The sequence below is a fragment of the Streptomyces venezuelae genome, assembly GCF_008642275.1.
Lineage (GTDB): Bacteria > Actinomycetota > Actinomycetes > Streptomycetales > Streptomycetaceae > Streptomyces > Streptomyces venezuelae_E.
In genome coordinates this window covers 4,021,656-4,046,722 of the sequence record NZ_CP029189.1, presented here as the reverse complement: position 1 = coordinate 4,046,722, position 25,067 = coordinate 4,021,656, and the positions used below count along the sequence as shown (strand labels likewise).

At 70.2% G+C, this 25,067-nt stretch carries 21 protein-coding genes, 1 tRNA gene and 1 pseudogene; 9 read left to right on the top strand and 14 right to left on the bottom strand.

Going from position 1 to position 25,067, the window contains the following annotated elements; all coding sequences use genetic code 11:
• The first annotated feature begins 437 nt into the window (after positions 1-437).
• Both DEJ51_RS17850 and DEJ51_RS17845 read left to right on the top strand, forming a co-directional pair.
• Positions 438-1,628 carry a pyridoxal phosphate-dependent aminotransferase gene (locus tag DEJ51_RS17850; RefSeq protein WP_411757327.1) on the top strand — a complete coding sequence of 397 codons (1,191 nt, stop codon included), beginning with the start codon at positions 438-440 and terminating at the stop codon, positions 1,626-1,628.
• A 164-nt stretch (positions 1,629-1,792) separates the two neighbouring features.
• Positions 1,793-2,983: a glycosyltransferase family 39 protein gene (locus tag DEJ51_RS17845; RefSeq protein ID WP_150258487.1), complete on the top strand. Its 1,191-nt coding sequence runs from the start codon at positions 1,793-1,795 to the stop codon at positions 2,981-2,983.
• Between the two features lie 3 nt (positions 2,984-2,986).
• Here DEJ51_RS17845 and DEJ51_RS17840 read toward each other — a convergent pair whose 3' ends face one another.
• Positions 2,987-3,535 (bottom strand): YbjN domain-containing protein, encoded by a 549-nt coding sequence (locus DEJ51_RS17840; protein WP_150258486.1) that lies wholly within the window; start codon positions 3,533-3,535, stop codon positions 2,987-2,989.
• A gap of 122 nt (positions 3,536-3,657) precedes the next feature.
• Here DEJ51_RS17840 and DEJ51_RS17835 point away from each other — a divergent pair, with 122 nt between their 5' ends.
• Positions 3,658-4,161, top strand: a complete 504-nt coding sequence (locus tag DEJ51_RS17835; RefSeq protein WP_150258485.1) for a hypothetical protein — start codon at positions 3,658-3,660, stop codon at positions 4,159-4,161.
• A 47-nt stretch (positions 4,162-4,208) separates the two neighbouring features.
• Here DEJ51_RS17835 and clpB read toward each other — a convergent pair whose 3' ends face one another.
• Entirely contained in the window at positions 4,209-6,809 is a 2,601-nt protein-coding gene (gene clpB, locus DEJ51_RS17830; protein WP_150258484.1) for an ATP-dependent chaperone ClpB, read from the bottom strand.
• A gap of 132 nt (positions 6,810-6,941) precedes the next feature.
• Between clpB and DEJ51_RS17825 the strand changes: the two genes are divergently transcribed.
• Entirely contained in the window at positions 6,942-7,355 is a 414-nt protein-coding gene (locus tag DEJ51_RS17825) for a pyridoxamine 5'-phosphate oxidase family protein (RefSeq protein ID WP_150258483.1), read from the top strand.
• Positions 7,356-7,489: 134 nt separating this feature from the next.
• Here DEJ51_RS17825 and DEJ51_RS17820 read toward each other — a convergent pair whose 3' ends face one another.
• A complete protein-coding gene (locus DEJ51_RS17820; RefSeq protein ID WP_030383724.1) occupies positions 7,490-7,804 on the bottom strand; it encodes a hypothetical protein in 315 nt (104 codons plus the stop codon).
• A gap of 353 nt (positions 7,805-8,157) precedes the next feature.
• Here DEJ51_RS17820 and DEJ51_RS17810 point away from each other — a divergent pair, with 353 nt between their 5' ends.
• Entirely contained in the window at positions 8,158-9,243 is a 1,086-nt protein-coding gene (locus tag DEJ51_RS17810) for a helix-turn-helix transcriptional regulator (RefSeq protein WP_223835856.1), read from the top strand.
• Between the two features lie 91 nt (positions 9,244-9,334).
• Here DEJ51_RS17810 and DEJ51_RS17805 read toward each other — a convergent pair whose 3' ends face one another.
• Genes DEJ51_RS17805 through dnaK form a run of 4 tightly spaced genes read right to left on the bottom strand, consistent with a single transcriptional unit; the run spans position 9,335 to position 13,526 of the window.
• Entirely contained in the window at positions 9,335-9,805 is a 471-nt protein-coding gene (locus tag DEJ51_RS17805; protein ID WP_150258482.1) for a heat shock protein transcriptional repressor HspR, read from the bottom strand.
• Between the two features lie 2 nt (positions 9,806-9,807).
• Positions 9,808-10,989 (bottom strand): molecular chaperone DnaJ, encoded by a 1,182-nt coding sequence (dnaJ, locus tag DEJ51_RS17800; protein ID WP_150258481.1) that lies wholly within the window; start codon positions 10,987-10,989, stop codon positions 9,808-9,810.
• A 39-nt stretch (positions 10,990-11,028) separates the two neighbouring features.
• Positions 11,029-11,682 (bottom strand): nucleotide exchange factor GrpE, encoded by a 654-nt coding sequence (gene grpE / locus DEJ51_RS17795; protein ID WP_150258480.1) that lies wholly within the window; start codon positions 11,680-11,682, stop codon positions 11,029-11,031.
• Entirely contained in the window at positions 11,682-13,526 is a 1,845-nt protein-coding gene (dnaK, locus tag DEJ51_RS17790) for a molecular chaperone DnaK (RefSeq protein ID WP_150258479.1), read from the bottom strand. The genes grpE and dnaK overlap by 1 nt, the downstream gene beginning before the upstream one ends.
• A gap of 255 nt (positions 13,527-13,781) precedes the next feature.
• Between dnaK and DEJ51_RS17785 the strand changes: the two genes are divergently transcribed.
• Positions 13,782-14,318, top strand: a complete 537-nt coding sequence (locus tag DEJ51_RS17785) for a sugar transferase (RefSeq protein WP_150258478.1) — start codon at positions 13,782-13,784, stop codon at positions 14,316-14,318.
• Between the two features lie 110 nt (positions 14,319-14,428).
• Positions 14,429-16,651 (top strand): annotated as a pseudogene (locus DEJ51_RS17780) (heterodisulfide reductase-related iron-sulfur binding cluster); the annotation flags it as partial.
• Positions 16,652-17,146: 495 nt separating this feature from the next.
• Here the strand turns inward: DEJ51_RS17780 and DEJ51_RS17770 are convergent.
• Positions 17,147-17,857, bottom strand: coding sequence for a hypothetical protein (locus tag DEJ51_RS17770; protein WP_150258477.1), 711 nt, complete (start codon positions 17,855-17,857; stop codon positions 17,147-17,149).
• A 325-nt stretch (positions 17,858-18,182) separates the two neighbouring features.
• Here DEJ51_RS17770 and DEJ51_RS17765 point away from each other — a divergent pair, with 325 nt between their 5' ends.
• Positions 18,183-19,103: a Yip1 family protein gene (locus tag DEJ51_RS17765; protein WP_150258476.1), complete on the top strand. Its 921-nt coding sequence runs from the start codon at positions 18,183-18,185 to the stop codon at positions 19,101-19,103.
• 82 nt (positions 19,104-19,185) lie between these two features.
• Here DEJ51_RS17765 and DEJ51_RS17760 read toward each other — a convergent pair whose 3' ends face one another.
• Positions 19,186-19,683, bottom strand: coding sequence for a phosphoribosyltransferase (locus tag DEJ51_RS17760; protein ID WP_030009869.1), 498 nt, complete (start codon positions 19,681-19,683; stop codon positions 19,186-19,188).
• Entirely contained in the window at positions 19,680-20,267 is a 588-nt protein-coding gene (dcd, locus tag DEJ51_RS17755; protein ID WP_150258475.1) for a dCTP deaminase, read from the bottom strand. The genes DEJ51_RS17760 and dcd overlap by 4 nt, the downstream gene beginning before the upstream one ends.
• A gap of 459 nt (positions 20,268-20,726) precedes the next feature.
• Between dcd and DEJ51_RS17745 the strand changes: the two genes are divergently transcribed.
• Positions 20,727-20,797: transfer RNA gene (locus DEJ51_RS17745), tRNA-Gly, on the top strand.
• Positions 20,798-21,272: 475 nt separating this feature from the next.
• On the opposite strand, the gene DEJ51_RS17740 is transcribed toward DEJ51_RS17745, so the two are convergent.
• The 4 genes from DEJ51_RS17740 to DEJ51_RS17725 are packed head-to-tail and all read right to left on the bottom strand — an operon-like array spanning position 21,273 to position 25,061.
• Positions 21,273-22,292, bottom strand: coding sequence for a UDP-N-acetylmuramate dehydrogenase (locus DEJ51_RS17740; RefSeq protein ID WP_190620454.1), 1,020 nt, complete (start codon positions 22,290-22,292; stop codon positions 21,273-21,275).
• A 14-nt stretch (positions 22,293-22,306) separates the two neighbouring features.
• On the bottom strand, positions 22,307-23,338 hold the full coding sequence (locus tag DEJ51_RS17735) for a serine hydrolase domain-containing protein (RefSeq protein ID WP_150258473.1): 1,032 nt from the start codon (positions 23,336-23,338) through the stop codon (positions 22,307-22,309).
• The gene (locus DEJ51_RS17730; protein ID WP_150258472.1) at positions 23,335-24,636 is read right to left on the bottom strand and encodes a UDP-N-acetylglucosamine 1-carboxyvinyltransferase; all 1,302 of its coding nucleotides are present in this window, start codon (positions 24,634-24,636) and stop codon (positions 23,335-23,337) included. Before DEJ51_RS17730 ends, DEJ51_RS17735 begins: the two co-directional genes overlap by 4 nt.
• 5 nt (positions 24,637-24,641) lie before the next feature.
• On the bottom strand, positions 24,642-25,061 hold the full coding sequence (locus tag DEJ51_RS17725; RefSeq protein WP_150258471.1) for a hypothetical protein: 420 nt from the start codon (positions 25,059-25,061) through the stop codon (positions 24,642-24,644).
• Positions 25,062-25,067 lie beyond the last annotated feature (6 nt).

The following is a 25,067-nucleotide window of genomic DNA, read 5'->3' as shown; positions in this document are numbered from 1 at the left end:
AGTCGGACCGCCGAACGCCCTCGTCCGCGCGGCGTCGCGCGCGCGTTTCGCGGGTGCCCCGCGTCAGCTGCCGCCGCACCCGCCGCCACCGCACGACGAGGAACCTCCGCCGCACGAGGAGGACGATCCCCCGCACGACGAGACGGATCCGCAGCCGCCCCCCGAGGTGCCGCCGCCACCCGTCCACCAGCTGGTGCGGGTCCGCCTGCCGCCGCGCCGGGACGGTCCGCGCCTCGCGGATGACCGGACCAGCTTGGCAAGGAAGTACGCCGCGACGAAGAGCACGATCACAACGAAGACGAACCCCATGTCCGCCACCTCTCTCGCACCCCGGTCTTCCCGGGGGAGCGGGATCCCCGCGTCCCGCGTGAGGGGGGAATTCCCCCGGGCCGCGCGGCCCAAAGCACACTTGAGGAAGTCCAGAGGTTGCCCTCAGGATGACGACCATGAGCACCCCCGTGAGCAGCGACCGCCCCTTCCTGAACCGCCGTCTGGCGGCCTTCGGCACGACGATCTTCGCGGAGATGTCGGCCCTGGCCGCGCGTACCGGTTCGATCAACCTCGGCCAGGGTTTCCCCGACACCGACGGCCCGGCGCAGATCGCCGAGGCGGCCTCCCGCGCGGTCCTCACGGGTCTCGGCAACCAGTACCCCCCGGGCCCGGGCGTCCCCGAACTGCGCACCGCGATCGCCGCGCACCAGCAGCGCTTCTACGGCCTCGGCCACGACCCCGACACCGAGGTCCTCGTCACGGCGGGCGCCACCGAGGCCATCGCCGCCGCCCTCCTGGCCCTCCTGGAGCCGGGCGACGAGGTCATCGCCCTGGAGCCGTACTACGACTCGTACGCGGCCTGCATCGCCATGGCCGGCGCGGTACGGGTCCCCGCCACCCTGCGTCCGCACGCCGGAGCCTTCGCCCTCGACCTGGACGAACTGCGCGCCGCCGTCACCCCGCGCACCCGCCTGCTGCTCGTGAACACCCCGCACAACCCGACGGGCACCGTCCTGACCCCGGCCGAGCTCGCTGCCATCGCCGAGCTGGCGGTCGAGCGCGACCTGCTGGTCGTCACGGATGAGGTGTACGAGCACCTGGTCTTCGAGGGCGCCCACACCCCGCTGGCGAGCCTCCCGGGCATGCGCGAGCGCACGGTCACCATCAGCAGCGCCGGCAAGACCTTCTCGTTCACGGGATGGAAGGTCGGCTGGGTCACCGCGCCGCCGGAGCTGATCACGGCGGTCCGCTCGGCGAAGCAGTTCCTCACCTACGTCTCCTCGGGCCCCTTCCAGTACGCGATCGCCGAGGCCCTCGCCCTGCCCGACAGCTACTACGACACCTTCCGCGCCGATCTGGCCGCCAAGCGCGACATCCTCGCCGACGGTCTCGCGGCCGCCGGCTTCGAGGTCTTCCGCCCGCAGGGCACGTACTTCATCACCACCGACATCACCCCCCTCGGCGAGAAGGACGGCCTCGCCTTCTGCCGCGCCCTCCCGGAACGCTGCGGCGTGGTCGCCATCCCGAACCAGGTCTTCTACGACGACAAGGCCGCGGGCAGCACCCAGGTCCGCTGGGCCTTCTGCAAGCGCGAGGACGTCCTGCGCGAAGCCGCCGAGCGGCTGCGCCGGCTCTGAGGGCCGCCCGGCGATCCCGTTCGGACGGGCCCGTTCCCGCACCGGTCACCCCGCGTCCTTGCGGGGTTGTGGGGCCGGTGTGAAGCTGTGCGTCGTGCAAGTGCCCGAAGCCCTCACCACCGGGTGAGCGGACCCACCCACCGCGATCTGGAGAGCCGGGATTCATGGCAACGGGCAGAGCGGCCGTGTCCGCGTCGCCGCTGGAGATGCGCGCGGTCCGGGCCGTGCGGTCGGCCGCGCCGACCACCGTGATCGCGCTCGGGGTGTTCGCCGCCGTACGCGGGGCCGGGGTGCTGGTGCTCGGCCTCGGCGCCTGGTGGGCCGGGCGGGATCCGCTGAAGGTGCTCGGGCGGTCCTGGGACTCGGACTGGTACCTCCGGATCGCCGCCCACGGGTACGGGCGGACCCTGATGTGGCCCGAGGCCGTCACCGGGACCGGGCCCGTGCAGAGCGACTACGCCTTCTTCCCGCTCTACCCCACCCTGATACGGGTCGTCTCCGGGATACTGCCCGGCGGGATGGTCCCCGCCGCGCTCCTCGTCGCGTGGGTCTCCGCCGCCGTGGCCGCCGTCGGGATCTACCGGGTCGGCGAACGGGTGACCGGCCCGCGCGCCGGACTGCTGCTCGTCGGGCTGTGGGCGGCGCTGCCGCACGCCGTCGTGCTCACCCTCGCCTACACCGAGGCCCTGCTGGCCGCCTTCGCGGCCTGGGCGCTGTACGCCCTGCTGCGCGGCCGCTGGCTGTGGGCCGCCGGCCTCGCCGTGCTGGCGGGGCTGACCCGGCCGACCGGGCTGGCCGTCGCCGCCGCCGTCTCGGCCATGGCCCTGTACGCGATCACCGTACGAAGATCCCGGGCACCCGAGGTGTGGCTGGCCGGGCTGGTGGCCCCGGCGGGCTGGACGGCGTACGTCCTGGCCGTCGGGATGAAGGTGAGCGACCCCGTCGGCGGGTACTTCGCCGTACAGCGCGGCTGGGGCTCGCGCTTCGACTTCGGCGTCGGGGCGCTGCGCTCCGCCGAGCAGGTGCTGACCGGCGGGAACGTGCCGCTCGCCACCACCGTGACGGTGGCCCTGCTGGCGGCGGCCGGGCTGCTGGCGGTCCTGCTGGCCTTGGACCGGACCCCGCTGCCGCTGCTCGCGTACACCGCGATCCTGCTGGTCATCGGCTTCGGCGGGGCCGGCTTTTTCGAGTCCAAGCCGCGCTTCCTGCTGCCGGCCTTCCCGCTGCTCCTGCCGCTGGCCGCCGTGATGGCGAGAGCCCGGCCGCGCACCGCGGTCATGGTGACCGCGGTGGTGGCCGGGCTCGGTTACGGCTACGGGCTGTATCTGCTGCTGATCGCCCGCGTACCGCTGTAACGGCTAGCTGTCGGCGTCGCCGTTGCCGTTGCTCTCGTCGCCGTCGGTGGAGTCGATGTCCTGCTCCAGGCCGAGCTGCTCGACGAGCCACTTGTCGAATTCGATGGACGCGCGGACCCAGCTGACCGTGGAGGACACGAAGTGCTCCAGGTTGACGCCGGTGCCGATCAGCATCTGCGCCTCACCGATCAGGCGGACCGAGCCGTCGTCGTGCGTGTGGCTGTAGACCTTCGGCCACAGGGTGCGGCGGTTCCAGTCGTCGATCGACTCGAGAAGCTGCGGCTTCTCGTCGATCTTGTGCGGACGGTCGTAGAAGGTCCGCACCGAGAAGACCTGCTGCTCGTCCTCGCCGCGGAACATGAAGTACGTGCGGAACTCCTCCCACGGCGCCGCGAGGTCACCCTCGTCGTCGACGACGTACTTGAGCTCCATCTGCTCCAGCAGCTGCTTGACCAGATCCTGGTCGGGGACGACGGGGCCCGCCGGTCCTGTGGCCTGCGGATCGGGCTGCTGCCCTCCGAAGTTCGGAATCGAGGCCGGGTCGATGCTCACCGTGTTTTCCCTTCGTGCGGATACCTGCATCCTCCCCCATCGCGCCCACCTTGTGTCCAGCCCCGGCGGCTACGATCCGCTCGCAGCGGACATGGGAGCCGCCTGGAGGGGGAGGGCGCGGAATGAACAGAATTGCGAAAATCGGTGTGGGGGCGGGCGTGGCGGCGGGGCTCCTCCTCGTCCCGGGATCACCCCTCGGGATCCTCGCCTTCTTCTTCGGGGACCCCTACGGCGACGAGAAGCACGCACGCGAGCAGGACTACGACGTGTCCGTGCCCGAGGACAGGTCGTCGCTGGCCGCCATGGACTGCACCGACGCCCTGGCCTTCGCCCACGCGCGGCTGCCCGCGGCGGGCCTCGACGCGGACTGCCGCACCAGCCCCACCCCCGAGCACTCCAGGGTCGTCGCCACGTTCCGGATGGAACGCGCCGCTGCCCACGACTGGCTCACGGCCACGTACGTGGGGGCGGAGCCGGACAACACGTGCCGGCTGTCCGACTGCGGCGAGGACCGGTGGCTGGAGCAGGACTCCGCTCCGGCCGCGACGTACGTGCGGTTCGGGGTCGTCCGGCTCGCGGACGGGACCGACCGGGTGGAGATCCTGGCCTCGGCGCCGACGCACTAGCCGCGCGTCGGCGCCGAGGGGCCGGGGAATCCGATCGGGCGGTGCGCCTAGAGCGCCTTGCCGACCAGCAGGTCCTCACCCGCCACGTCGACCCGTACGGTGTCGCCGTCCCGGACGTCGCCGGAGAGGATCTCCTTCGCCAGCCGGTCGCCGATCGCCGTCTGGATCAGGCGGCGCAGCGGCCGTGCGCCGTACGCCGGGTCGTTGCCCTTGTCGGCCAGCCAGGCCAGGGCCTCGGGGGTGACGTCCAGGGTCAGCCTGCGGTCGGCCAGGCGCCGGGCCAGGCGGCCGATCTGGAGCTCCGCGATGTGCGCGAGCTCGTCCTGGGTCAGCGCGGAGAAGACCACCAGGTCGTCCAGCCGGTTGAGGAACTCCGGCTTGAAGGAGGCCCGCACCACGTCCAGGACCTGCTGCTTCTTCTGGTCCGGCGGGGTCAGCGGATCCACCAGGAACTGGCTGCCCAGGTTCGAGGTGAGGATCAGGATGGCGTTGCGGAAGTCCACGGTGCGGCCCTGGCCGTCCGTGAGCCGGCCGTCGTCCAGGACCTGCAGCAGGACGTCGAAGACCTCGGGGTGGGCCTTCTCCACCTCGTCCAGCAGCACCACGCTGTACGGGCGGCGGCGCACGGCCTCGGTGAGCTGGCCGCCCTCCTCGTAGCCGACGTAGCCGGGCGGGGCGCCGACGAGCCGGGCCACGCTGTGCTTCTCGCCGTACTCCGACATGTCGATGCGGACCATGGCCCGCTCGTCGTCGAAGAGGAAGTCCGCGAGCGCCTTGGCCAGCTCCGTCTTGCCCACGCCCGTCGGGCCGAGGAAGAGGAAGGAGCCGGTCGGCCGGTCCGGGTCGGCGATGCCGGCCCGGGTGCGGCGCACGGCGTCGGAGACGGCCCGTACGGCCTCGCCCTGGCCGATCAGACGGCGGCCCAGCTCGTCCTCCATGCGCAGCAGCTTCTGGGTCTCGCCCTCCAGCAGGCGGCCGGCCGGGATGCCCGTCCAGGCGCCCACCACGTCCGCGATGTCGTCGGGGCCGACCTCGTCCTTGACCATCGAGTCCTTCGAGTGCCCGGTCTTGGACGCCTCGGCCTCCTCCTCGGTGGCCTCGGCCAGCTCGCGCTCCAGGGTCGGGATCTCCCCGTAGAGCAGCTTGGAGGCGGTGTCGAAGTCGCCGTCGCGCTGGGCGCGCTCGGCCTGTCCGCGCAGGTCGTCCAGGCGTTCCTTGAGCTCGCCGACCCGGTTGAGGGACTGCTTCTCCTTCTCCCAGCGGGCGGTCAGCCCGCGCAGTTCCTCCTCGCGGTCCGCGAGGTCCTTGCGGATCTTCTCCAGTCGCTCGATCGAGGCCGGGTCGGACTCGTTCTTCAGGGCCAGCTCCTCCATCCGCAGACGGTCCACGGAACGCTGGAGCTCGTCGATCTCCAGCGGGGAGGAGTCGATCTCCATGCGCAGCCGGGACGCGGCCTCGTCGACGAGGTCGATGGCCTTGTCGGGGAGGAAGCGGGAGGTGATGTACCGGTCGGAGAGGGTCGCGGCGGCGACCAGCGCGCTGTCGTTGATGACGACCTTGTGGTGGGCCTCGTAGCGGCCCTTGAGCCCGCGCAGGATCGCGATCGTGTCCTCGACGGACGGCTCGGCGACCAGGACCTGCTGGAAGCGCCGCTCCAGCGCCGGGTCCTTCTCGATCCGCTCGCGGTACTCGTCGAGGGTGGTCGCGCCGACCATCCGCAGCTCGCCGCGGGCCAGCATGGGCTTGAGCATGTTGCCCGCGTCCATGGCGGAGTCCCCGCCGGCGCCCGCGCCGACGACCGTGTGCAGCTCGTCGATGAAGGTGATGATCTGGCCGTCGCTCGACTTGATCTCGGCCAGTACGGTCTTCAGGCGCTCCTCGAACTCGCCGCGGTACTTGGCGCCGGCGACCATCGCGCCGAGGTCCAGGGAGACGAGGCGCTTGTTCTTCAGGGACTCGGGGACGTCGCCCTTGACGATGCGCTGGGCCAGGCCCTCGACGACGGCGGTCTTGCCGACGCCGGGCTCGCCGATGAGCACCGGGTTGTTCTTCGTCCGGCGCGAGAGCACCTGGACGACGCGCCGGATCTCCTGGTCGCGGCCGATGACCGGGTCTAGCTTGCCCTCGCGCGCCGCTGCCGTGAAGTCGGTGCCGAACTTCTCCAGGGCCTTGTACTGGCCCTCGGGATCGGGGGTGGTCACCCGCCGTCCTCCTCGTGCGTTCTCGAAGGCGTCGAGCAGCTTCTTCGCCGTCGCGCCCTGGGTGGAAAGGACCTCGCCGGCCGCGCCGCCCTTGGCGGCGACGGCGATGAGGAGGTGTTCGGTGGAGAGGTAGTCGTCGCCGAGCTTTCCGGCCTCCGCGTCCGCCTCGGCCAGTACGGCGAGCAGCTCGCGGGTGGGCTGCGGGGGCGCGACGGTGGAGCCCGTGACGCTGGGCAGCGCGGCGAGCAGCCGTTCGGCTCCGGCCCGCACGGCGGCCTGGTCGGCGTCGGTGGCGACCAGCAGGTCGATGACGTTCTCGTTGTCCTCGCCCGCGAGGAGGGCCAGCAGCAGGTGGGCGGGGGTCAGATCCGCATGACCGTCCTTGACGGCCCTGCTGGTGGCCGCGTTCAGCGCGTCGCGGCTCTTGTTGGTCAGTTCGGCGTCCACTGCGTCTGCTCCTCTCCCCGAGGGGTAGCTCCCACGACAACCACGACAACACTGACAGAGTCAGCGTATGCAAAGTTGAGTCTATTCCACTCAAGGCAGGTGAGGACACCGTTGGCCCGTACCCTTCGGGCCATGTCCCATGACGTACTCAACCCGACGCCCGAGTACCTCGCCTTCTGGCGGGAGCGGCACGTCTGCACCCTGACGACCCCGCGCCCCGACGGCACGCCGCACGTGGTGCCGGTGGGCGTGACGTACGACCCGGAGGCCGGCCTGGCCCGGGTGATCAGCAACCGGCACAGCAGGAAGGTGCGCAACGTCCTGGCGGCGCAGGAGGCGCACCCGCAGGGCGCGCGGGTCGCGGTCTGCCAGATGGAAGGGCGCCGCTGGGCCACGCTGGAGGGCCGCGCGGTGATCCGCACGGACGAGGCGTCGGTCGCCGACGCAGTGGAGCGCTACGCGGAGCGCTACGGGCGCACGCCGTCGCCCAATCCCGACCGGGTCGTCATGGAGATCACCCTGGACCGGGCCATGGGGCGCGCGTAGGCCGTTGAGCGTTCATCTTGTCCGGTTCAGGCACTGGACGCGGACGTCACAACGGCGCCATCGTGGTCAGGTCCACGATGGCGCCGTTGTGTGGGGGTAGCGCCTGAGCGATCTGGAACGACGGGGGAATCGCTTCAGGCACTGCGGGGGGTGGCGGTGGTGATATCGGGTTCGAAGAGCTGGTGGTCGCGCTGATCGAGATTGACGAAGACCATTCCGTAGCGCACCTCGCAGCGGACGGGCTGCGGCGCGCCCCGCGGGCGGCGCAGGCACCGGTAGGCACGTACGTCCTCGTCCTCCTCGCGCACGACGACGATCGGTTGGCCGAACAGGGTGACCATCAGCGAGTCGCCAGGGTGGGGGATGGCCGTGGCGAGATCGATGAACTGCCAGCCCGATCGGTAGGCGGAGGCCATCTCGCGGCGGAAGCCGCGATCGTCGGGGGTCATGCGGACACCGCCACAGGGGCGATGGTCCAACCCGTATCGCCGTTCCCGCCCAGCAGACCGCTGGTCCAGCCGGTGTCCGCGTACTTACCCGCGGGTGCCGTGGTCCAGCCGGTGTCTTCCGTGCTCGTCAGGCTCGTACCCTGACCGTCCCTAGCGCTCCCCGCGTCACTTTCGACGGCGCTGACTGCCCCAAAAACCGCAACGGCGGAGAAAACTATGGCAAGCACCGAGCGAAGCATTCTCTTGTACATGGTCGGCTTCGTCCTCACTTGATGGAATCCTCTCCCCCGCGTGACAGACGATGGCTCATTCAGGCACGTCAATGCCACAGGGACGATGCATCATGTTCTTGCATGTTCAGGACCCTGGGGGGTGGAGATTTGACGCGAAACGAGACAAAGGCGACACATCCCCACCCTGTGACGTCCATGTGCACCGAGGGGACGCGGCTCTACGCCACCGCGCTGAGCACCGGCCGGATCGCCCGGGGCGAGATCCAGAACGCCCCCTGCCTGCTTGAATTCGCTCTTCTGCAGCCCGACCCGGATGACGCGAACCAGCTGCGTCCGGTTCCCCCGTCCGTGGCTTTGGCTCAACGGCTCCATCCGATTGAACGCGAGATCCAGGACCGCCGACGCAGCGCTGTAGATCTCACCGACACTTTCGAGCCTTTCCTGGCCATCAGCGCACAGAGCCCGGCCAACACCCACGCCATCACGGTGCTGGAGGGTTTCGAACAGATCAACGCCGCCCTGAACCTCGCGACGGCCGAATGTCACACCGAGGTGCTGACGGTCCAGCCGGGCGGCGCCCGGCCCTCCCTGGCCCTCACCCAGGCCCTGGAACGCGACCAGCCGCTGATCGACCGCGGGGTCAGCATACGGACCCTCTACCAGCACACCGCACGGCACAGCCAGGGCACGCTCGCCTACGTGGAGCGGATCTCGACGGGCAAAGTGGAGATCCGCACGCTGGAGGAGCTGATCGAACGCCTGATCATCTTCGACCGCACGGTGGCCTTCATACCGGTGAGCGACGACCGCCGGGTCGCCCTGGAACTGCGCCATCCCGGCCTGGTCGACTACCTCATCAAGGTGTTCGAGCAGCTGTGGCACCGCGCGGTGCCCCTCCAGGAGGAAGTCACCTACCGCAGCACCCCCGGCGGGATCTCCGGAGTGCAGCGGACCATCGCCCAGCTCCTGATCGAGGGCCATGTCGACGAGGCCATAGCGCGCCGCCTGGGCATGAACGTCCGGACCTGCCGGGCGCACATCGCCAAGCTCGCCACCACCCTCGGCAGCGGCAGCCGCGCACAGCTCGGCTACCTCATCGCCCAGGCCGGCATCCTGGGCCGGCCCTCCGGCCCGGAGCAGGACTGCGACGGGCATCCGGACCACGAGAACCACGACGACCGGGACCAGGACCAGGCAGGCCTCTGAGGCCCCTGAGGCCCTCTGACAGCCCTCAGGCCCCGCCCTGGGAGGGGCGGGGCCTGAGGGGTGCGACGGGGGACCGGGACCAGGGCCCCGGTCAGTCCAGCGGGCGCTTGGGGCTGGGGCGCCAGACCACCAGGGCGCTGCCCGGCTGCGGGGGCTGGTACGGGACCAGGTCGCGCCGGTACGAGGCGTGCACCTGGGCCTCGCGGGCCTGCAGCGCGGCCGCCGCACCGTCCACGGCCGCCGAGAGCTCGGCCACGCGCTGCTGGAGCGCGGCGACCTGGTTCTCCAGTTCGATGATGCGCTTGATGCCCGCCAGGTTGATGCCCTCGTCCTGCGACAGCGCCTGCACCGTACGGAGCAGTTCGATGTCACGGGCCGAGTAGCGCCGACCGCGGCCGGCCGTACGGTCCGGGGAGACCAGACCGAGACGGTCGTACTGGCGGAGGGTCTGCGGGTGCAGACCCGAGAGCTGGGCGGCCACCGAGATCACGTAGACCGGGGTCTCGTCGGTGAGCTGGTAGCCCCCGCCCAGGCGGGAGGACTGTCGTCGGCGGCCGTCCATGGTCATGCTCCCTTCGCGGACTCGAACAGCGCGGAGCGCGGGTCCTGCGACTCCGTCGCCTCGCGGTACATCTCCAGGGCCTCACGGGCCTTGTCGGACAGCTCGGTCGGAACCGCGACCTCCACCGTGACCAGCAGGTCGCCGCGGGTGCCGTCCTTGCGGACCGCGCCCTTGCCGCGCGCCCGCATGGTGCGCCCGTTGGGGGTGCCCGGCGGCAGCTTCAGCGTCACCGAGGGGCCGTTCAGGGTCGGAACCTTGATGTCGGCACCCAGCGCCGCCTCCGCGAACGTCACGGGCACGGTCACCGTCAGGTTGTCGTCCTTGCGGCCGAACACCGGGTGGGAACCGACGTGCACGACCACGTAGAGGTCACCGCCGGGACCGCCGCGCTCGCCCGGCGCACCCTTGCCGCGCAGCCGGATCCGCTGGCCGTCGGAGACGCCCGCCGGGATCCGGACCTGCATGGTGCGGGAGCTGCGGGCGCGCCCGCTGCCCTTGCAGACCTCGCAGGGGGTCTCCGCGATCAGGCCGCGGCCCTTGCAGTCCGCACAGGGGTCGGTCAGCGAGAACCCGCCGCCGCTGCCCCGCGAGACCTGGCCGGTGCCGACACAGGTCGGGCACACCCTGGGCGTGCCGTTCTTGTCGCCGGTGCCCGAACAGGCCTTGCAGGGGGCCTGGGAGGACATCCGGAGCGGGACCGTGGCCCCGTCCACCGCCTCCGTGAAGGAGAGGGTGACCTCCGATTCGATGTCCTGGCCGCGGCGCGGCTGGGTACGGGTGCCCGCACCCGGGCCGGCTCCGCGGTTGAAGAGGCCGCCGAAGACGTCACCCAGGCCGCCGCCGAAGCCGCCGGCCTGGCCGGCGCCCTGCTGCTGCCCTCCGAAGAGGTCGCCGAGGTCGAAGTTGAACGAGCCGCCGCCGCCCGGCCCGGGGCGGAAGCCACCGTTGCCGAACAGCGCGCGCGCCTCGTCGTACTCCTTGCGCTTCTTGGCGTCACCGAGGATGTCGTTCGCCTCGGAGATCTCCTTGAAGCGCTCCTCGGCGGAGGCGTCGCCCTTGTTGGCGTCCGGGTGGAACTCGCGGGCGAGCTTCCGGTACGCCTTCTTGATCTCGGCCTCGGTGGCGTCCTTCGGGACACCGAGGACCTTGTAGTAGTCCTTCTCGACGAAGTCCTTCGTGTTCATCCCCGGTGTCCCTCCTCCCGTGCCGCTACGTGTGGTGCATCAGCCCTTGTCGGCTGCATCCGCGTCCTCGCCGGACGGCTTGTCGCCCTCCGTGGACTCGGACTTCGGGGCCGCGCCCGGCTGGGGCTCGGCCACCGCGACCCGTGCGGGACGGATCGTACGCTCGCCGATCCGGTACCCCGGCTGCAGGATCGCCACGCAGGTGTCCTCGGTGATGTCCGGCGCGTACGAGTGCATCAGGGCCTCGTGGATCGTCGGGTCGAAGGGCTCGCCCTCCTTGCCGAACTGCTGCAGGCCCATCTTGGCGGCGACGGTCTCCAGCGATTCGGCCACCGACTTGAAGCCGCCGACCAGCTCGCCATGCTCCCGCGCCCGGCCGATGTCGTCCAGGGTCGGGAGCAACTCCGTCAGGAGGGACGCGACCGCGATCTCCTTGACGGTGATCCGGTCCCGCTCCACCCGGCGGCGGTAGTTCTGGTACTCGGCCTGGAGCCGCTGGAGGTCCGCGGTGCGCTCGGAGAGCGCCGTACGGGCCTGGTCCAGCTGCGCCAGCAGAGCCACGTCCTGGCTTGCGTCCCCGGCCGGGGCCGCCGCCTCCTCCTTGGCGGAGTCGGCGGCCTTCGGCTCGGCGTCGTCCTGACCGGCGTCGGGGACTTCGGGCTTCTCGTCGAAGCCCGGGGTCTCCTCCGACATCAGGCAGCGCCGCCCTTCGGCTTCTCGTCGTCGACGATCTCGGCGTCGACGACGTCGTCGTCGGCCTTGGCCTGGCCCGCGTCACCGGCGCCGCCGGCCGCCTGGGCCGCCTGCGCGTCGGCGTAGATCGCCTGGCCGAGCTTCTGGCTGACCGCCGCGAGCTTCTCCGTCGCGGTGCGGATCTCGGCCGTGTCCTCGCCCTTGAGCGATTCCTTCAGCTCGGCGACGGCGGACTCGACCTCGGTCTTGACCTCGGCCGGGACCTTGTCCTCGTTGTCCTTGACGAACTTCTCCGTCTGGTAGACGAGCTGCTCGCCCTGGTTGCGGGACTCGGCCGCCTCCTTGCGGCGCAGGTCCTCGTCCGCGTACTGCTCCGCCTCCTGGCGCATGCGGTCGACCTCGTCCTTGCCGAGCGAGGAGCCGCCGGTGACGGTCATCTTCTGCTCCTTGCCCGTGCCAAGGTCCTTGGCCGTGACGTGCATGATGCCGTTCGCGTCGATGTCGAAGGAGACCTCGATCTGCGGGACGCCACGCGGGGCCGGGGGCAGGCCCGTCAGCTCGAACATGCCGAGCTTCTTGTTGTACGCCGCGATCTCGCGCTCGCCCTGGTAGACCTGGATCTGGACGGACGGCTGGTTGTCCTCGGCCGTCGTGAAGATCTCGGAGCGCTTGGTCGGGATCGTGGTGTTGCGCTCGATCAGCTTGGTCATGATGCCGCCCTTGGTCTCGATACCGAGGGACAGCGGGGTCACGTCGAGGAGCAGGACGTCCTTGACCTCACCCTTGAGGACACCGGCCTGGAGGGTGGCGCCGATGGCGACGACCTCGTCCGGGTTGACGCCCTTGTTGGCGTCCTGGCCGCCGGTGAGCTCCTTGACGAGCTCGGCGACGGCCGGCATGCGGGTGGAGCCGCCGACCAGGACCACGTGGTCGATCTCGGACAGCTGGATGCCGGCGTCCTTGATGACGTTGTGGAACGGGGTCTTGCAGCGGTCGAGCAGGTCCGCGGTCAGCTGCTGGAACTGGGCGCGCGTGAGCTTCTCGTCCAGGTGCAGCGGGCCCTCGGCGGAAGCCGTGATGTAGGGCAGGTTGATCGTGGTCTCCGTGGAGGAGGACAGCTCGATCTTCGCCTTCTCGGCGGCCTCGCGCAGGCGCTGGAGCGCCATCTTGTCCTTGGAGAGGTCCACGCCGTGGCCGCTCACGAACTGCTTCACCAGGTAGTCGACGACGCGCTGGTCCCAGTCGTCGCCACCGAGGTGGTTGTCACCGTTGGTGGCCTTCACCTCGACGACGCCGTCGCCGATCTCCAGGAGCGACACGTCGAAGGTGCCGCCACCGAGGTCGAAGACGAGGATGGTCTGGTCGTCCTTGTCGAGGCCGTAGGCCAGGGCGGCGGCCGTCGGCTCGTTGACGATGCGCAGGACGTTCAGGCCCGCGATCTCGCCGGCCTCCTTGGTCGCCTGGCGCTCGGAGTCGTTGAAGTAGGCCGGGACGGTGATGACCGCGTCCGTGACCTTCTCGCCCAGGTACGCCTCGGCGTCGCGCTTCAGCTTCTGCAGGATGAAGGCGCTCATCTGCTGCGGGTTGAAGTCCTTGCCATCCAGGTTGATCTTCCAGTCAGTGCCCATGTGGCGCTTGACGGAGCGGATAGTCCGGTCCACGTTCGTGACCGCCTGGCGCTTGGCCACCTCGCCGACGAGGACCTCGCCGTTCTTGGCGAAGGCGACGACGGACGGCGTGGTCCTGGCGCCCTCGGCGTTGGTGATGACGGTGGGCTCGCCGCCTTCCAGAACGCTGACGACGGAGTTAGTGGTGCCCAGGTCGATGCCGACCGCACGTGCCATTTCGATTCCTCCAGCTGACTTGAGTGGAACAGACTCAACCATGCCGCATCGCCGCGCGCCCGTCAACAGAGCTGAGTCGGGTCGGCTCAACCTTTAGCTGCCGCTTACGCGCAACCTCACCCCTCCCGGCCTGCGGTCAGGCGCCCCGGGGCCCGGGGCCGGGTCCCTGCGCCGGGCCCCTGCGGGGCGGCCGAACGGGGCACTCCGGCCGCGCGCCACCGCACAGTGGAGGGGGCCGTACGGCAGCGTGCAGGCATGCCCCTGCTGCTGCCCCTCCCCGTCCGGCCAGGACTCCGGCCGGTGTGGCCGCCGGCGAAGAGGGTGCTCGACCTCGTCGGGGTGGCGATCCTGCTGATCCCGCTCGCACCGGTCCTGGCCGCGGCCACGGCACTGCTGTACGCGGCCACCGGCGGGCGCCCCTTCACCCGGGAGGCCGCCGCCGGCCTCGCCGGGCGCCCGTTCCGGACCTGGCGCTTCGACACGGCCTCGGCGGGGCGGACGGGCGCACTCCTGGAGCGGTGCGCCCTCGACGCCCTCCCGCAGCTGCTGAACGTGGCCCGCGGCGAGATGTCGCTGGTCGGCCCGCGCCCGGAGGCCCGTACGGACCGCCCCGAGCGGCTCCTCGTCCGTCCCGGAATGACCGGATTGTGGCAGGTCAGCGCGCGTTCGGACCTCCCCTGGGAGGAGATGGCCCTGCTCGACCGGCATTATGTGGAGAACCACTGGCTCGGGATGGACCTCGCGATCCTGGCGCAGACCCCGCGTGCGGCGTACCGGCAAAGGGTCGCCTGAGCGACACAGATCACCGCACGCTCAGCTACATTGCGGCGTCGGGAATGGGTAACCTCAAGCCTTGACTTCATAAGTTACCGCTTAGTAAGTGCCGCCCGAGGAGCCCTTCCATGCAACTCGCCGCGATCATCGTGTCGCTGGTCCTGACCGTGGTCGGCGTCGCGCTGCTCGCACGAGCCGTGGCGCAGATCTACCGCTTCGTGAAGCTCGGCCAGCCCGTGCCGGCCGGCAGCCGTACGGACGACCCCAAGGCCCGAACGCTCACCCTCGTCCGCGAGTTCCTCGGCCACAGCCGGATGAACCGCTGGGGCATCGTCGGCTTCGCGCACTGGTTCGTCGCCATCGGCTTCCTGACGCTGCCGCCGACCCTGGCGCAGGCCTACGGCCAGCTCTTCCAGGCCGACTGGGTGCTGCCGATCGTCGGCGGGTTCCTGCCGTTCGAGCTCTACATCGAGTTCATCGGCCTGATGACGGTCCTCGGCATCGTGGTCCTGATGGCGATCCGGCTGCTGAGCCTGCCCTCCCGGGCCGGCCGCAAGTCCCGCTTCACCGGCTCGAAGGCCTGGCAGGCGTACTTCGTCGAGTACATCATCCTGACCATCGGCCTCGCGATCCTGTGCCTGCGCGGCCTCGAAGGCGCGATCCACCACGTGGACAGCTACGAGCCGGCGTACTTCGTCTCGTACCCGCTGGTCCTGGCCTTCAAGGGGCTCTCGGCGAGCGCGCTGCAGAACGCCATCTACTTCACCGCGATGATCAAGATCGGCACCTCGCTGATCTGGATGATCGTGGTCTCGCTCAACACCAACATGGGTGTCGCCTGGCACCGCTTCCTCGGCTTCCCGAACATCTGGTTCAAGCGGAACGCCGACGGTGCGACCGCGCTGGGCGCGCTGCAGCCGATGACCTCGGGCGGCAAGGAGATCGACTTCGAGGACCCGGGCGAGGACGACAACTTCGGCGTCTCGCAGGTCGAGCAGTTCTCCTGGAAGGGCATCCTCGACTTCTCCACGTGCACCGAGTGCGGTCGCTGCCAGTCGCAGTGCCCGGCCTGGAACACGGGCAAGCCGCTGTCCCCGAAGCTGCTCATCATGTCGCTGCGCGACCACGCGCACGCCAAGGCCCCGTACCTGCTCGCCGGTGGCGGCAAGGACATGGAGGGCAACGAGAAGGCCACGGCGGAGCAGCTCGCCGGTGTCCCGGCCGCCGCTCTCGCGGAGGCCGAGCGCCCGCTGATCGGCACCGCCGAGGAGAACGGCGTCATCGACCCGGACGTGCTGTGGTCCTGCACCACCTGCGGTGCGTGCGTGGAGCAGTGCCCGGTCGACATCGAGCACATCGACCACATCGTCGACATGCGCCGCTACCAGGTGATGATCGAGAGCGCGTTCCCGTCGGAGGCGGGCACGATGCTCAAGAACCTGGAGAAGAAGGGCAACCCCTGGGGCCTGGCGAAGAAGCAGCGCGTCGAGTGGACGAAGGAGGTGGACTTCGAGGTCCCGATCATCGGCAAGGACGCGGAGGACCTCTCCGAGTTCGACTACCTCTACTGGGTCGGCTGCGCCGGCGCCCTGGAGGACCGGGCCAAGAAGACCACGAAGGCCTTCGCGGAGCTGCTGAACATCGCGGGCGTCAAGTTCGCGATCATGGGCGGCGACGAGAAGTGCACCGGTGACTCGCCGCGCCGCCTGGGCAACGAGCCGCTGTTCCAGCAGCTGGGCCAGGAGAACGTGGCCATGCTGAACATGGCCTTCGGCGAGGACGACGACGACCCGTCGACGAAGAAGCCGAAGTCGGCGAAGCGGATCGTCTCGACCTGCCCGCACTGCTTCAACACCATCGCGAACGAGTACCCGCAGCTGGGCGGCGAGTACGAGGTCATCCACCACACGCAGCTGCTGCAGCACCTGATCGACGAGGGCCGGCTGCTGCCGGTGACCCCGGTCGACGGCCTGATCACGTACCACGACCCGTGCTACCTGGGCCGGCACAACAAGGTCTACACGCCGCCGCGCGAGATCATGTCGGCCGTGCCGGGCCTGCGCCAGCAGGAGATGCACCGCCACAAGGAGCGGGGCTTCTGCTGTGGCGCCGGTGGCGCGCGGATGTGGATGGAGGAGCGGATCGGCAAGCGCATCAACAACGAGCGCGTCGACGAGGCCCTGTCCCTGAACCCGGACATCGTCTCCACCGCCTGCCCCTTCTGCCTCGTGATGCTCACCGACTCGGTGAACGGCAAGAAGAACGACGGCCAGGCGAAGGAACACGTCCAGGTCGTCGACGTGGCGCAGCTGCTGCTGGACTCCGTGAAGGCCCCGGGCCCGACGGAGGAGGAGCTGGCGGCGCTCGCGGCGCAGGCCGAGGCGGAGGCCGCGGCCGAGGCGGAGGCGGCTGCGAAGGCCGAGGCGGAGGCCGCTGCCGCGAAGGCGGCGGCTGAGGCGGAGGCCAAGGCGAAGGCGGCGGCCGAGGCGGAGGCCAAGGCGAAGGCGGCGGCCGAGGCGGAGGCCGAAGCTGAGGCCAAGGCGGAGGCCGAGGCGGAGGCTGCGGAGGCAGAGCCGGAGACCAAGACCGAGGCTGAGGCTGAGGCGAAGGCGGACGCCGAGCCGGAGGCCGAGCCGGAGGCGAAGGCCGACACGGCCGACACGGCCGACACGGCCGAGGCTGAGGCAAAGCCCGAGGCTGAGGCCGAGGCCGAGGCAAAGCCGGAAACCGAGTCGAAGCCCGAGGCCGAGACCAAGTAGGACGCGGCACGGCAGAACGCGGAACGCGGAACGGCCGGTCCCCCACCCGGGGGGCCGGCCGTTCCGTCGTCCAGGGACGCGAAGGCCTCAGCCCTGGCCGCGCAGCGTGGTGAAGCCCAGACCGGCCGCACCCGCCGCGGCCGGGCCGCTGCCGGAGGTGACCAGCCTCGGGGTGTACGTCTCGATCAGCTTGCCGCCGAAGTCGTACACCCAGCTCTTCCCGCCGCCCTTGCCGTCGATGACGACGAACTTCACGCGCTTCCCGTCGCGGACGAGCTCGTACGTCCAGCCGTCGTGGTGGACGCTCGGACGCGCCAGGTCGATCGTGGCGAGGGCGCGGCCCTTCGGCGTGAGGATCTCGACGCGCTTGCCCTGCGGACCGTCCACGAGCCCGGCGATCCGTCCGTCGGGCATGGTGAGCCGCACCGCGCTCTCCTTCCGGACCTCCTGCTGCGCGCCGTCCATCCAGGTGGTCACCGTGCCGTTCGGCCGGAGCACGACGTGCAGGCCGTTGTTCTGCCCGTACGACGCGGCACCGCCCCTGCTGACCAGCGTGTCCAGCTTCGTGGAGCCGGCGTATATGTCCGCCTCGAAGTGGTTCGGGCCGACCTTGTGGACCTTGGCGACGGACCCGTCCGCCAGCTTCACGGTGGCGACGTACGCGCGGACGCCGGGGGTCGGCGCCGGTACGGCCGCCGGCGCGGCGGCGAAGGCGGACCCGACCGGGAGGGCCAGGAGGGTGGCCGCGCCCGCGAGGACGGCGGCGCTGCGGAGGGTGGTTCGGCGAGTGTTGCGCATGCGTGAGCTCTTCTCGTGTCTCGTACTCGTACTCGTGCTCGTTCGTGCTTCTGCTCGTGCCGGTGCTCGTGCTGGTGCTCGTTCGTGCTGCGTGACGGCGGCGAGTACGAAACTACGGACCCGATATGTGCGTATTCCATCGAGAACGTAACGGAAAGCCGCAGAACACCACTCAGGCATGTAAATCGGACACGACCCAAGATCGGACACGGGGTGGGGACAGCCCCTCCGGGATCCCCTAAGGGATGTCACAGGTCAGCCGCAAAGGGTGGCTCTTCCGGCTGCCCGTCCACCGATGCCCGCCGGACCAGGTACGTTCGATCACGTGGCTGGATTCAGGATCGGACGCGGCAGGGACAACAACCGCTCTCCGCAACAACCCCCGCAGCAGCAGCAGTCGTACGGCCAGCAGCAACCGCCGCCGTACGGCCAGCCGCCCTACCCTCCCGCCGGCGGCCCGCCACCGCAGCAGCAGTGGCCCCAGCAGGGCACGGGAGGCCATGGCGAGCCGGAGTACTTCGACCCGTACGGGCAGCAGCAGCCGCACGCGCAGCAGCCCCCGTACGGCCACGGAGGCCACGGAGGCCACGGAGGCGGGGGTTACAACGACAACCCGGGGCACACCCAGGTCTTCGCCGTCGGTGAGGACCCGTACGGCCAGGGCGCGACCTACCAGGCGGGCGGGGCCCCGGCCGTGCCGTCCGGGCCGCGGCTGCCGTGGAAGGAGCTGCTCCGCGGGATCGTGACGCGCCCCGGGCAGACCTTCCTGCAGATGCGCGACTACCCGGTCTGGGGTCCCGCGCTGATCGTGACCTTCCTCTACGGGCTGCTCGCGGTCTTCGGCCTCGACGACGCCCGCGAGGACGTCATCAGCGCGACCGTGCCGAAGGCCGTCCCGATCGTCCTGTCCGCCGGCGTGGCCTTCGTCATCTGCGGCCTGCTCCTGGGCGCGGTCACGCACACGCTGGCCCGCCAGCTGGGCGGCGACGGCGCGTGGCAGCCGACGGTGGGCCTGTCGATGCTGGTCATGTCCATCACGGACGCGCCGCGCCTGCTGTTCGCCGTGTTCCTCGGCGGCGACAACATGGTCGTCCAGGTACTGGGCTGGGCCACGTGGGTGGCAGCCGGAGCCCTGTTCACCTCGCTGGTCAGCAAGTCGCACGACCTGCCGTGGCCGAAGGCCCTGGGCGCGTCCGCGATCCAGCTGGTGGCACTGCTGTCGATCATCAAGCTGGGCACGATCTAGTCCCGCCCCGCACACGAAAGGGCCCGCCGCGCACTGTCAGCGCGGCGGGCCCTCTGCGTTTCCGGTGTTCTCCGCACGCCTTCTAGGCGTCGAGGACCTGGCCCTCACGCTTGACGACGGGCGGCTCGACCGACCACGGGAAGTTGATCCACTCGTCGGTCTTCTTCCACACGTACTCGCACTTCACGAGGGAGTGGGACTTCTCGTAGACGACGGCGGAGCGCACCTCGGCGACGTGGCCCAGGCAGAAGTCGTGCACGAGCTTCAGCGTCTTGCCGGTGTCGGCGACGTCGTCGGCGATCAGCACCTTCTTGTCGGTGAAGTCGATCGCCTCGGGGACGGGTGCCAACATAACGGGCATTTCAAGAGTGGTACCCACTCCTGTGTAGAACTCCACGTTGACCAGGTGGATGTTCTTGCAGTCGAGCGCGTACGCCAGGCCGCCGGCGACGAACACCCCGCCGCGGGCGATGCTCAGGATGATGTCGGGCTCGTAGCCGTCGTCGGCGATCGTCTGGGCCAGCTCGCGCACGGCGCGCCCGAAGCCGTCGTAGGTCAGGTTCTCGCGTACGTCGCTCATGCCTCGTGCCTCACCTGGGTGCGGTGGAAGTTCTGGAAGGAGCGCGAGGCGGTCGGCCCGCGCTGCCCCTGGTACCTGGATCCGTAGCGCTCGCTGCCGTACGGGTACTCGGCGGGCGAGCTGAGCCGGAACATGCACAGCTGCCCGATCTTCATGCCCGGCCAGAGCTTGATCGGCAGCGTGGCGAGGTTCGACAGCTCCAGGGTCACGTGGCCGGAGAACCCGGGGTCGATGAACCCGGCCGTCGAGTGCGTCACCAGCCCCAGCCGGCCGAGGCTGGACTTGCCCTCCAGCCTGCTGGCGATGTCGTCGGGCAGCGAGATGACCTCGTACGTCGAGGCGAGGACGAACTCACCGGGGTGGAGGATGAACGCCTCGTCGCCCTCCGGCTCGACCATCCGGGTCAGGTCCGCCTGCTCGATCGCCGGATCGATGTGGGCGTAGCGGTGGTTCTCGAACACCCGGAAGAACCGGTCGAGACGTACATCGATGCTGGAGGGCTGCACCATCGACTCCTCGAACGGGTCGATGCGAACCCGTCCGCTGTCGATCTCGGCCCGGATGTCTTTGTCAGAGAGAAGCACGTCCCGAGGATACGCAGAGCGCGCGGGCCACCCCCAATCGAGAGCGACGCCCGCGCGCCCGCCCCGGCGACTACCGCTTCGCGCCGCCCACGGGCACGGCGTGCCGCAACCGCGCACACCGCGGACACCGCAGCAGCCGCCCGGGCCCGATCCGGCCGGCACCGAGGTGCTGCAGCGGGAAGGAGGCGGTACTGAAAACGTGCCCTTCGGCACAACGGACGACGGTGTGCTCCATCGAGTCCCTTTCCCCAACGAGCCGTACTGCGACGAATCGCCACATTAGGGGATGATCCGCACCCACTCCAGCCGCCGCTCCGCACCCACACGGTACGCCCCAACTCCCGCGCCCACACGCCCCGGTGCACGCCACACGCAACAACGACCCCGCGGCAAATTCACCGGGGGTCGATCATGAGGTAGAGTGAGCAACGCTAGAGGTCCAGGCAACTGGCCCGCTGCGCGGATGTAGTTTAATGGTAGAACATGAGCTTCCCAAGCTTATAGCGCGGGTTCGATTCCCGTCATCCGCTCGTGAACGAAGGCCCAGGTCGGCGACCTGGGCCTTCGTCGTTGTCCAGCCCTCTGAGCTCCTGCCGTGCCCTCCGCGTGCCCCAACTGCCCGGACCCCGATGCGGCCTACTGCGCCGCACAAGTAGGCCGTCGCATCGAATCGCGGGACACGCTTCGCATGACCTGCGCCACAGAGCGCCAAGAGTGCACGCATTCGCGATCCGAAGGTCAGGCATGCCCCACCGCTCCCACCACACAGCGTCGGGGACTGCGATACCAACCGCGTGCGCGGAGTACCTGGCGCTTTGCGGACTCGCTGCACTGGTAAGAAGCGCCGGAAGCCCTTCAGTGATTCCTCACCCCGTTCACGGACCAGCTCACACGAAGAACCTCGGCAACGCCGTCGAGCTCATGACCAGGGACGAGAGGGCCGAGTTCGACCGACTGCTTGCCCTCGTGATCGAGCCCCTCGCCGCTTCACGCCATACAGCTTCCTCAAATGCGGATCGGTTCGAGATGGAGTCGGATGCCCGTTGCCTCATCGACACGTTCAGCCATGCCCATGAGGGCTGCTGCGAAGCCGACGCTCGTCGCGCCGGGGTGAGCGGTGAGGGTCAGGGTCCGGCGCCGGGAGGTACGGATTCCCGGCTGGAGTTCCTGGCCCGGGTAGTGACCGACGTGTTCGAGTAGCCATCCCGCGCTGACCCGAGGCACGTTGTCCCGGTCATGGTGAAGAGGGCCGCCCGCAGCACGTACGGCGTTGGCCTGGGCCGGGGTTACGGGCGGGTTGAGGAACACGGAACCTGCCTGGCGGGCGTCGTCTCCGGTCTCCGGGAGGAGCAGGCCGCGGGCAGCACGGTGGTCCAGGACGGCCGCAGCGGCTTCAGCCAGGGGTGGACGGGTGCAGAGCGGAACAGCCAGGTGATCTGCCAGGTATGCGTAGCCGACTGGGGCCGCCAGAGCGCTCCGGACGAGGCGGAGAGTGAGGGAGAGGATCGTGAGGCGGCCGGGCTGGGCCTTGAAGGCGGAGGTGCGGTAGCCGAAGCCACAGGCTGTGGAAGGCAGGGCGAGGGCGCGGCCGGTACGCCAGTCGTAGGCGGTGATCCGGGCGAGGGCGTCGGCTATCTCCTGGCCGTACGCGCCGGTGTTCTGAACGGGGGCGGCGCCGACGGTGCCGGGGATCCCGGACAGGTACTCGATACCGGACAGCTGCTCGGCCACGGTGAAGGCCACCAGGTCGGCCAGGCGCTCGCCAGCCTGCACCGTGACCTCGACCGCGCCGGGCCCGGTGTGGCGGCAGGTGATCCCCCGGGTGGCCATGTGGATGACCGTGCCGCCGTAGCCGCTGTCGTCGGCGAGGGTGTTGCTGCCGCCGCCGAGGACGAAGGCCCGACCGGGCTCCCGCCGCACGGCGCGGGCGAGGTCGGGCCAGGCGGCGGGGTCGCTGTGGGTGAACCAGCGGCGGGCGGGTCCGCCGAGGCGGAGGGTGGTGTGGTCGGCCAGCAGTTCACCCACGGCGGGGCCTCCGGTCAGGTCGTGGTGATCGTCTTGAGGATGAGTTCGCGCAGCGGCGCGATGCGGGTGCGGGCGGTGCCGTTGTGGATCGCGTTGGTGGCGAGGGCGATGTACCGGCCGGTGGCGGGGGCGAGGTAGAAGCTCGTGCCGGTGAAGCCGTGGTGGTAAGCGACCGTGCTGTCGGCGGCGAGGATCCAGCCCAGGCCCCGGTGCAGCCCCGGCTCGATCTCGGCGTGCGGCGCCATGCTCGTGCTCAGCCACGCGCCGAGCCGGTTGTCCGGGCGGGGGACGAGGAGGGCTTCGGCATAGGTGGCCAGGTCGTCGGCCGTGGAGAAGGCGCCCGCGTGCCCGGCTGTCCCGCCCATCGTCGCCGCGTTCTCGTCGTGGACCGTCCCCCAGAGGCGGGGCGCCCCCGGCCGCTGCTCGGTGGGCGCGATGAGGGGTGTGGCGGACAACGGCCCGTACGTCGTGTCAGGCATGCCCAGCTCGGCCCACAGATCGCCGGCGAGGAGGTTCAGGGGCTTCTGGTGGACGTGGGTGAGGGCGTAGCCGAGAAGGATGAAGCCGCGGTTGATGTAGCGGTGGACGCCCGGGTCCGTCTCCAGTGGCTCGCGTGCGATCAGCTCGTACAGCGGCCGGTCGGCCCCCGCGTAGAGGTCGAGACGGGTGGAGGCACGCAGACCGGAGGTGTGGGAGAGCAGCTGGCGTACGGTCACGTCGGCGCTCGGCGTCGGGCCGTCCATCAGGGGCAGGAACTCCCTTACGGGGGTGTCCAGGTCGAGCAGGTCCGTGTCCAGTGCCCTGCCGACGAGCGGCCAAGTGGCAACGACCTTGGTCAGCGAGGCGATGTCATAGACCGTGCCACCGTCCGGGTCCTGCTCGCCGACCTCTGGGTAGATCACTCCGGCGGACAGGGTGGTGTGACCGTGGCCGGCCGTACCGCACACCACGACACCACCGGGGCTCGCGCCCTCGGCGATGACCTGGCGCAGTCCGTCGTGCAGGAGGCTGGTGTCGGCGGTGGTGAACGGTAGGGCCTGGCTCATGTTTCCTCGTCCTCCGGTTCGGTGCTGATGTCCGCCCCCAGGGTGGCGAGGCCGTCGAGCAAGTGGCCGTAGCCGCGCCGGAGATGGTGCAGGCCCCGGATCGTAGAGGTGCCGTCGGCGGCCAAGGCGGCGATCAGCAGGGCGGTGACCGCGCGAATGTCGGCGGCTTCCACCTCGGCCGCCCGGAGCGGTGTTCTGCCGCTGATCTGGATGAGGCTGCCGGTGGAGTGGATGCTCGCGCCGAAGGCCTGGAGCGGGTTCACGTGGGTGTCGCGCTGGGGGTAGATCCGTTCCCGGAGCAAGGAGGCGCCCTGGGCCTGGGTGAGCATCGCGGCGAGCTGAGGCGCGGTGTCGGTGGGCAGGCCGGGGTGGGGTCCGGTCTGGGTCTCGATGGCCGTCAGCGGCCCGGAAATCACGTCCACGGCCTCCTGCATCCGGTGTCCGACAGCCTGGTGGAGGGTGAGTCCGGCCTTCGCGAGCGGGATCGTCAGCCCTTCGGGCAGGTCGTAGAGGTTGATGCCGTCGAGGATGACGTTCCCGCCGGTCGCGGCGGCGGCCATGGCCACGGTCGCGGCCTCGATCCGGTCTCCGGCGATGGTGAAGGCGCCGCCGGAGATGAAGTCGGTGCCCGAGACCGTGAGGCTGCCGGCGTCGAAGGCAATACCGACGCCGCGGTGGGACAGGAAGCGGGCTGTCTCGGTGACCTCGGGTTCGATGCTCGGGCTGGTGATCAGCGAGGTTCCTTCGGCGCGGGCCGCGAGGAGCATGGCCGTGACCGTGGCGCCGAGCGAAGGGCCGTACGGGGTATTCACGTCCACGGTGAAGGGCCGGACCCCGTGCGTGCCCGTGAACGCACGGACGCCGCTGTCGGAGGTGATGACGTCGGCACCGGCGGCCTGCATCGCGGCCAGGTGCCGGTCGATGACGCGGGGGCAGAAGGCATCGCCGCCCGGGTAGGGGAAGGAGACCATGCCGGTGCGGGCCAGGACTGCGGCGGCCAGGACCGCCGTGGTGCGGACCCGGTGTCCGATGACGGGGTGGATGACCGGGCACACCTGCCGGGCAGGTCCGGTGGTGAAGGTGTCGCCGTCGAAGTCGGCGCCCATGCCGGTGTGCTGGAGGATACGGGCGCACGCTCCGGTGTCGACGATGGCGGGCGCGTTGTGCAGGGTCACGGGGGCGTCGGCGAGCATGGCTGCCGCGTACAGGTGCAGGGCGATGTTCTTACTGCCCTGCACCTGATAGCGGCCCGATAGCGGGGTGCCGCCGGTGACCTTGACCAGGAAGTCAGGGGTCATGGCGGTCACCTGGCCCTGGAGCCGGCGGGGAGGAAGCCGCCGATCTGGTTGCGGGGGTAGAGGCTGGTGCCGGCACCGATCAGGGTTCCGGGGGCGAGCGTGGTCCCGGCGGGGAGGGCGACCTCATCGCCGATGACGGCTCCGAACTTGGTCTGCCCGGTGCCGATCCGGTGACCGCCGAGATTGATGGTGATCTCCTCTATGGCCGGTTCGGCGATCGGGCCACCGTCGCAACGCAGTCCGGTGGTGGAGCAGAACGCGCCGAGATTCACGCGGCGGCCGACCACCGAGTCCCCGATGAAGCACGCGTGCTTGGCGAGGATGTGTCCGGCCAGCAGGCTGCGGGTGATCTCCGCGTTGAAGCCGATGCGGCAACCGGGCCCGATCACCGTGTGCTCGCGAATCAGGGCACCGGCGGAGATCACGGAGCC

Bases quoted from the DNA above. Each gene is read 5' to 3' on its own strand.
- dnaK (WP_150258479.1), bottom strand. From the start codon at position 13,526: ATGGCACGTGCGGTCGGCATCGACCTGGGCACCACTAACTCCGTCGTC.
- dnaJ (WP_150258481.1), bottom strand. From the start codon at position 10,989: ATGAACACGAAGGACTTCGTCGAGAAGGACTACTACAAGGTCCTCGGT.
- DEJ51_RS17805 (WP_150258482.1), bottom strand. From the start codon at position 9,805: ATGGACGGCCGCCGACGACAGTCCTCCCGCCTGGGCGGGGGCTACCAG.
- DEJ51_RS17810 (WP_223835856.1), top strand. From the start codon at position 8,158: ATGTTCAGGACCCTGGGGGGTGGAGATTTGACGCGAAACGAGACAAAG.
- DEJ51_RS17760 (WP_030009869.1), bottom strand. From the start codon at position 19,683: ATGAGCGACGTACGCGAGAACCTGACCTACGACGGCTTCGGGCGCGCC.
- DEJ51_RS17770 (WP_150258477.1), bottom strand. From the start codon at position 17,857: ATGCGCAACACTCGCCGAACCACCCTCCGCAGCGCCGCCGTCCTCGCG.
- DEJ51_RS17820 (WP_030383724.1), bottom strand. From the start codon at position 7,804: ATGACCCCCGACGATCGCGGCTTCCGCCGCGAGATGGCCTCCGCCTAC.
- DEJ51_RS17850 (WP_411757327.1), top strand. From the start codon at position 438: ATGACGACCATGAGCACCCCCGTGAGCAGCGACCGCCCCTTCCTGAAC.
- DEJ51_RS17730 (WP_150258472.1), bottom strand. From the start codon at position 24,636: ATGACCCCTGACTTCCTGGTCAAGGTCACCGGCGGCACCCCGCTATCG.
- DEJ51_RS17845 (WP_150258487.1), top strand. From the start codon at position 1,793: ATGGCAACGGGCAGAGCGGCCGTGTCCGCGTCGCCGCTGGAGATGCGC.
- DEJ51_RS17835 (WP_150258485.1), top strand. From the start codon at position 3,658: ATGAACAGAATTGCGAAAATCGGTGTGGGGGCGGGCGTGGCGGCGGGG.
- DEJ51_RS17825 (WP_150258483.1), top strand. From the start codon at position 6,942: ATGTCCCATGACGTACTCAACCCGACGCCCGAGTACCTCGCCTTCTGG.
- grpE (WP_150258480.1), bottom strand. From the start codon at position 11,682: ATGTCGGAGGAGACCCCGGGCTTCGACGAGAAGCCCGAAGTCCCCGAC.
- DEJ51_RS17735 (WP_150258473.1), bottom strand. From the start codon at position 23,338: ATGAGCCAGGCCCTACCGTTCACCACCGCCGACACCAGCCTCCTGCAC.
- DEJ51_RS17785 (WP_150258478.1), top strand. From the start codon at position 13,782: ATGCCCCTGCTGCTGCCCCTCCCCGTCCGGCCAGGACTCCGGCCGGTG.